This window comes from Arthrobacter sp. 135MFCol5.1 (genome assembly GCF_000374865.1).
In the GTDB taxonomy this organism is placed as follows: domain Bacteria; phylum Actinomycetota; class Actinomycetes; order Actinomycetales; family Micrococcaceae; genus Arthrobacter.
The window spans coordinates 103166-110504 of the sequence record NZ_KB895462.1 but is presented as its reverse complement, the minus strand read 5'-3'; the positions used below and the strand labels follow the sequence as shown (position 1 = coordinate 110504).

At 65.8% G+C, this 7339-nt stretch carries 2 protein-coding genes; both read right to left on the bottom strand.

The annotated features are described in order from the left end of the window. Window positions 1–70 precede the first annotated feature (70 nt). Window positions 71–1042 (bottom strand): AAA family ATPase, encoded by a 972-nt coding sequence (locus C563_RS0115585; RefSeq protein ID WP_018763002.1) that lies wholly within the window; start codon window positions 1040–1042, stop codon window positions 71–73. 78 nt (window positions 1043–1120) lie between these two features. Beyond that, complete coding sequence (locus tag C563_RS0115580) at window positions 1121–7231, bottom strand: Ig-like domain-containing protein (RefSeq protein WP_018763001.1); 6111 nt, start codon at window positions 7229–7231, stop codon at window positions 1121–1123. Window positions 7232–7339: the final 108 nt, after the last annotated feature.

The following is a 7339-nucleotide window of genomic DNA, read 5'->3' as shown; positions in this document are numbered from 1 at the left end:
GTGTGCCTTCGTTGTTGCGGTGGAAAGGAAAAGGGGCCGGCGTGCAGCCGTTGGTTGCGCGCCGGACCGGTCAGGCGTTGGTGCGCTGCTGCGGGGCGGCGACGTCGGCCAGGATCCTGGCCAGGACGGCCTCTGCGGTGGCGCCGGAGAATTCCGCCTCAGGGTCCATCACGAACCGGTGCGTCCACACCACGGGTGCCAGTTCCTTGATGTCATCCGGCAGGACGAAGTTCCGTCCCTGCGAGGCAGCCCAGACCTTGGCGGCCCGGACCATGGCCAGCGCGCCGCGCACGGACACGCCCAGCCGGGTCTCGGGGGCGCTGCGGGTTTCCTCGCACAGCCGCGAAATGTACTCCAGCACCGCGGTGTCCACGTGCGCGGTGGCGGCGAGGTCTGCCATGTCCGCCACGGCCTGGGTGGTGATGACGGCGGAGAGTTCCTTGGAGCGGTCCTTCAGGTTGTTGCCGCCGAGCAGACGGACCGTGGAGGCGTGGTCCGGATACCCGATGGAGGTCTTGATCAGGAACCGGTCCAGCTGGGCTTCGGGGAGGCGGTAGGTACCCGCCTGCTCGATCGGGTTCTGGGTTGCCATGACCATGAACGGCCGGCCGGCGGAGTAGGTCACGCCGTCCACGGTGACCCGTGACTCTTCCATGACCTCAAGCAGCGCGGACTGGGTCTTGGGCGAGGCACGGTTGATTTCGTCGGCCAGGACGATGTTGTTGAAGATCGGGCCCTTGTGGAACTCGAACTTCTGCGTCTTCTGGTCGTAGATGGTCACGCCGGTGACGTCGGAAGGAAGCAAGTCAGGGGTGAACTGGATGCGGTTGTTGGACCCCTGCACGGTGGCCGCGAGGGCCCGGGCCAGGGAGGTCTTGCCGGTTCCGGGCGCGTCCTCGAACAAGACGTGGCCCTCGGCCAGCATGGCCGTGAAGGTCAGCCTGATGACGTGTTCCTTGCCCAGCACCGCCTGCCCCACGTTGGCAACCAGCTTTTCGAACGTACCGGCAAACCATTCGGCCTGCTCCATGGTCATGGTCATGAAATGTGCTTCCTTTAGATGGATCGAAAGTTGCCTTGTGGGCCCGGGAAACCCGGGCCCACAAGATGGATGCGGTTGCTAGCGGTTCGGCATGCCGTTCGGCGGGTTGCAGCCGACGTTGGACGTGTCACAGCGGAGCCAGTTGCCCGAGGCCATACCCGAGTTCAGGTGGTACCAGATACCGCTGGGGTTGTTCGAGGTCTTGTACCAGACCTGGTAGCGGTCGGCCGTGGACGGGGCACCGGCGTCGAGCCATTTGCCCGCGCCCGTGCATTGGGACGGGTTGCCGTCAACGAAGCTGTCCGTCCCCTTGCGAGGCTCCGTGCAGCTGCGTGTGGGGCTGGCCGTGACGTTCCACTCCGTGGGCGGCGGCGGGGTTGGGTCTGCACCGGACTTGGAGGTGGCCGACCCGATCGCGCCGTCGGTCACCGTGACCGCCCGAACCCGCAACTGACGGCTTTGGTTCCAGCCACCAGCGTCGCGGTCAAAGCGGTTGGCCTTTCCAACGTTGACCCAGCCACCGCCCTCGTAACTGACCTCGTAGTAGCTCAGGGGCCGGCCGTTCGTGCTCGGATCGTTCCAGGTCCAGTGCACCTGGCCGTCGCCCTTCGTTGACGTGGTGCCGTTGACGTTGGGGGCGCTTGCCGGCCCATACGGGTTGGCTGTCCCGATCGCCTTGGCATCGCCGGACATGGTGTTTTTCGTGGACGTCGCGATGATGGTCACCGTGATGTCCCTGCCGTTGGTCATGCCGCCGATGGTTCCACCGCCGGCTGGGATCGGGCCGCTCTTGCCGTCAGCGTTGTACGAATAGGTCATTTCACTCGCGGTGGACCCGTTCCGCTGCGCCTCGCTCAGCGGCGTGAACGTCACTTTCAGCTGTCCGCTGGTTCCCGTTTCCGCGACTGTCCCGCTGCTCACCTGGCCCGGTTTGCCTGCTGCCCGGATGGGGGCGGACTGGGCACTCGTGCCGCCTGTTCCGGCCTTGTTGGTGGCCGAGACCGTGAAGGTGTAGTTCGTTTCCGAATTATCCACGGTGACGTTCTGCGACGTTCCGGATACCTGCTGGCTGGCCACCGCCGCACCGCCGCGGAGGGTGGTCAAGGTGTAGGACGAGACAGGGTCACCATTGTTGTTCGGCGCGGACCAGACCACCCGCAGCTGGCTCTGCGAGCCCACCGGAGTTGCCTGCGACACGCTCGGCGCGGTGGGCGTCGCGGGAACACCCGCGGGCACCTCCGCTGCCGAGTACGGGCTCCATTCGGAGGGTTCCTTGGCGTCGTTGCGTGCCAGGACCCGGACCTTGTAGGAAACGCCGTTCTGCAGCCCCTTCCAGACATAGCTGACCGACGTCAGGCCCTGGATCTGTGCGTTCTGGCCTGCCGGTGCCGGCGAGATTTCCAGGTCGTAGGACTTCACCGGCGATCCCTTGCTGGCGGGCTGGGTCCAGTTGACGGTCAGCTGCTTGTCGCCAAATTTCAGCGAGGGCGCCAAAGGGGTATCCGGCTTCACGTCCGGCCGGACATCGGCCGAGGCCGGCGAGCGGTCGGACTCGCCGAACTCGTTCGTGGCCGTCACCTGGAAGTGGTAGGTGGTGTTGTTGGTCAGGCCATTAAGGGTGCAGGTGTTGGCCGGGCAATCCTGGCGGAACCCGCCCTCGCCATACACCGTGTACTTGGTGATGGGCGAGCCCCTGTCGGCCGGGGCGGTCCAGTTTAGCAGCGCCGTGCGGTCACCCACGCTCTGTGCCTGCGCCGTGGTGGGGGCCGCGGGCTTGTCCTTGACGGTCAAGCGGATGCGCGCCGTGGCATGCCGGGACGCGTCACCGGTCTTGTCCTCCACGGTGTAGGCCACCACCATGGTCCCGGTAAAACCGGGCGCCGGAGTGACGGTCACCGAGTCGCCATTGACGCCTACGTTGCCGGTGCCCGTTTCGGTGTTTGCGGCAATGATCTTCAGCGGGGTCTCCGGGAACGGGTTGGCGTCGTTGGCGAGCACGTTGATGGTGACGGGCTTGCCCGCGGCGGCGTTCGCTTCGACGTCGTCGTTGGCCACCGGCTTGGGCCGGTTCGAGGCGGTCACCGAAAGCTGGTACGTGGCCGTTGCCTCAAGCCCGCGCGGATCCCTGGCCTTGACCTGGACGGCGGCCCTGGTCCCGGTGGCGGTGGAGTCCGCCGCCGAAGCCTTCAGGGTCTTGCCGTCGATGCTGACGTTGAAGCCGCCGGGCGCTCCGCCCACCAGTTCATACTTCATCTTTTCGAGGTCGCCCTGGTCCGGATCGGAAGTCAGCTTGCCCAGGTCCGTGCTGGCAGTGTCGCCCTTGGGAACGTCCACGTCCGAGCCAAGCAGCTCGGGCGGGTTGTTCTTGTTGGGGTCCGGAAGCACCTTGGTGCGGATGCTGAGGGTGGACTTCAGGCCGGCGGGATCGTCCGGTCCGGTTCCGTCCGTCACCTCGAACGTCAGGGACCCGGGGCCCACGTAGTCTGTTCCCGCGGTGTATTTCAGGCCGGTGCCGTCGCCAATGACGGGGTTGCCGCCGTCGGCGCCGATGAGCTTGATCCGGTCCGCCTGGGTCAGCCGGGGCGACCTGCCCTCGCGGACCTTTACCCATTCGTTGAGGTTTACGTCGACGGACTGGCCCGCTACCACCTCGATGACGTCGTCCTTGGCCAGGGTGGGAACCTGCTGGCCGAGGCCCGGTACCCAGATGACCGCGGTGGACTGCAGTCCGTCCACGTCTTCCACGGTGTACGGGATGAGCTGGGGATCCTTGGTCAGGTCTACCAGGACATTGCCGTTGCCGCCGGGCCTGGCGGTGGTGGCCTCCGTGCTGATCTTGAGGTTCTCGCCCACGCCGTCCGGGTCCTCGTCATTCTTCAGGACCGGGACGTCGACGGCGGTCTTGCCCATTGCCTGGGCTGAGGTCACCCTGTCGTCACGGGCGATCGGCGCCTTCAGGGGCACGTTGTTATCGACGACCAGGCGGATGGTGGCCTGGGCGGTGGCGTCCCGGTCATCGGCGATGGTGTAGCGCACGTTGACGGTTCCTGCCTCGTTCGGGGCCAGGAGGATGATGCGGCCGCTGTTCCTGCTGACTGTCGCCTGGAGTGCGGGATCGGCTTCGATGCCGTCGGTGAGGATGCGGATGCGGTCGCCGTCGGGATCGGTGTCGTTAGCGGTGGCGTCGACGGCGATCTGGCGGCCGGGACGGACCCGGACTTCGTCGTCCACGGGCGTGGGCTTCTGGTTCACCTCTCCGCGCGGGGCGATGCCAACTGTTACGGTGCCTGTGTTCACGGCACCCTGGCGGTCAACCACCTTGTAGCGGAACGTGTCCGTACCGGCGCCGTCGCCGGCCGCCGTGAAGTCGATGAAGTTGCTGCCTACCGTCGCGGTGCCCATGGCGGGGGTGCTGTCGATGCCCGTGAGCTGGACGGAGTCGCCGTCGGGGTCGATGCCGTCGAGGGGAACCGGGATCCGGACCGTCCCGGCAGCCACCACCCGGGCGGTAAGGTTCCGCGGCTGGGGCCGGGAATTCTCCGCACCTTCCAGGGGAAGGATGTGGATGGTCACCGCGGCGGCACTCTTCTGGCCCTGCGGATCGACGGCGTTGTAGATGGCGCGCACCGTCTTGGGCTGGCTGCCGGCAATAAAGCGGACGGTGTTCTCGGAAACGAAGCTCTTGCCGTCAGCCGGGTCCACGGCCTGCGGCAGGACGGGGTCCACGGTCAGTTCCTGCCCCTGCGGGTGGGTGTCGTTGTCAAGGACGGGAATGGTGACGACGTCGTTGACCCGGACGTTCACCTCGTCCGGTTTGGGCTGGGGTGCTTCGAGCACGGCCGGCGCCGGCACGGGCACGACCGAGACACTGCCCGTGGCGGATTTCTTGCCGTTGGACATGGTGTATTCGAACATCAGGGGGTCCTTGGTACCCAGGATGTCGGTGATCCGCAGGACGCTGTGGTTGATCACGCTGACCGATACCGGGGCGTTGTCCGGGATTTTGACGGACTGCAGCACCAGGACGCCGCCGGAGGGGTCGGAGTCATTGGCCAGGGGGTCCAGCAGGACACTGCCGCCGGTGGGCATCAGTGCCACGTCGTGGACCGCGACGGGATCGCCGCCGTCGTTGCCGGATTCGACGTCGACACGGATCAGCCCCTGGCTGCTCTGCGGCCCGTTGCTGGCAATGTACGTCAGGTACACCGGCCCGGGGGTGCTGCTGCGGAACGTGAAGGTGCCGCCGTCCGTGACGGGCCCGAGTTCGGCCGGTCCGTTGGCTTCCACCTGGGCCAGCCGGAGGGCACCGCCGTTCGGGTCGACGTCGTTCTTCAACGGCGAGATGACCAGGTCCTGGCCCACGACGGCGGTGACATGGTCCGCGTTGACCACCGGCGCCAGGGCGCCGGGGGGCTGGACGTTGACCACCACCTTGCCGGTGACCGTGGCGCGGCCGTCCCAGATGGTGACCTGGACGTTCTTCTTGCCGGCGGTCGCACCGGAATCCTGGAAGGTGAGCAGGCCGTCGCGCCGGACCTTGACCTGGTCCTGGTCGTTGTCGGCCTTCGCGTCGAGGAGGACCAGATCATCGCCGTCGGGGTCGATCCAGTCCGTCAGGATGTTCTGGCTGACCGTCTTGCCCTGCTCCACCAGCATGGTGGTGTCCTCGCCGCGCTTGAACTTGGGCGGCTTGTTTTCGTCAGGCCCCACAACGCTGAGCGTGACCTGCCCGGTGGCGGAGAGCCCGCGGCCGTCGGAGGCGCTGTAGTTAAAGGTCTCAGTGCCTGGTTTGGCATCCGCCGGAACGGTGATCTGGAAGGCAGTGCCGCCGTAGATGCTTTCGAGGGTGCCCGATTTGGGTGCGGCTTCCGGCGCCACGGCAGCGGTCAGGACGTCGCCGTCGGGGTCCGAGTCGTTGTCCAGGACGCTGAGGATCGTAGTGCGTCCAGGCCGGACGCCGATGGCGTCGGGCTTGGTTTCCGGTGGCCGGTTGGGTTTAGTGCGGTCAGGCAGGACGTTGATGGTGTTGTTGTCCGCCGATTCCTGGTCCTGGTCATCGGACTGGTTCTTGGGCGGGACGACGTCGTCCCAGTTGTTGACCAGCTGCATGTTCTGGTTCACCAGCCACACGTTGCCCGAATTCACATCATTCAGGACCACCAGGTCCCGGTTCACCCGGAACACATACGACGGCGACGCACTCGCCTTCGGCACCGCAACATTCTTGTCATCCGCATCATTGGTGCAGTCCCGGATGTACTTGTTGGCTCCCGACCACGCCGCGTGCACACACCCGCCCAACTGCACCGGAGCCGCAGGCACGCCCTCACCATCGAACGAGACCGTCTTCGCCGTCGCCCCGTCCAGGGGCTGCTTCAACAACGCCTTCCGCGTCGCAACGGCAACAAAATCACTGCCCGGCCCTGACTGCTGCAACTTCGCATCCCGCGCATTCTCCAACACCAGCCGCTTACCGCCGGGCAAGAACAGGTTCCCCGCCGCAGCATCCAACACCACCGGCTTATCCCCCACCACCGTCATCTGCAGATCGCCGGAACCCTTAAGCCCCTCCCAGGTACTGGACTCCGACGACGTCACCGCGCCATTGGCATCCACCCCCGTCACGGACACCACGCCGGACTTCGGGTCCGCCGAATAAATCCGGTCATCAGACCCCACCGCGGAAACAATCCCCTCAGAACCCACCATGACGGGCTCCGATGCTTCCTCATCAAAACCATTCACCGTCGATGGCGACACGGCCCAGACCTTGCCCGACGCCGGATCCGTCACCGAAATTGTCTGCGCACCAAAACTCACCGCAGCAGAACCCGGCAGCTGCTTGTCTCCACCCAGGCGCATATTCGCCGGGGACACCTGGTTCAGCGTCGAACCGGTCGCGTCGTCAACAAACACCTCGCCTGCATGCTGCAACACATCAAACGTGGTGGACGCCGGCGTCACAGCACCATCAAGCACCCGCGAAGGATAATTCAACCGCCCAACAGCGTTCTTGGACTTTGACACCACCCACACGCCGCCATCGTTCAGCTCAACCTCAGTGGTCTTGAACCCCGGGTACAACACCGCACCGGTCACCACCACTGCCACCGCCACACCAAACGCAGTCCCGGCGGCGGCCTTCTTGTGTCGCTTCTTCAGCCCAAGCTTCCCCAGCAGAGTTGTCACAGCGTTACTTTTCCCTCAGATTGTGTTGCCAGATACGGTCCTGTTCGCGGGACAGGCAGTAGGCTTTCTTTCCCCGGGCCAAGCCTACCGAAGCCCCGCAAGACCCCG

What these genes read in the sequence shown, in the direction of transcription:
- C563_RS0115585 (WP_018763002.1), bottom strand. Translation starts at nt 1,042, where the DNA reads ATGACCATGACCATGGAGCAGGCCGAATGGTTTGCCGGTACGTTCGAA.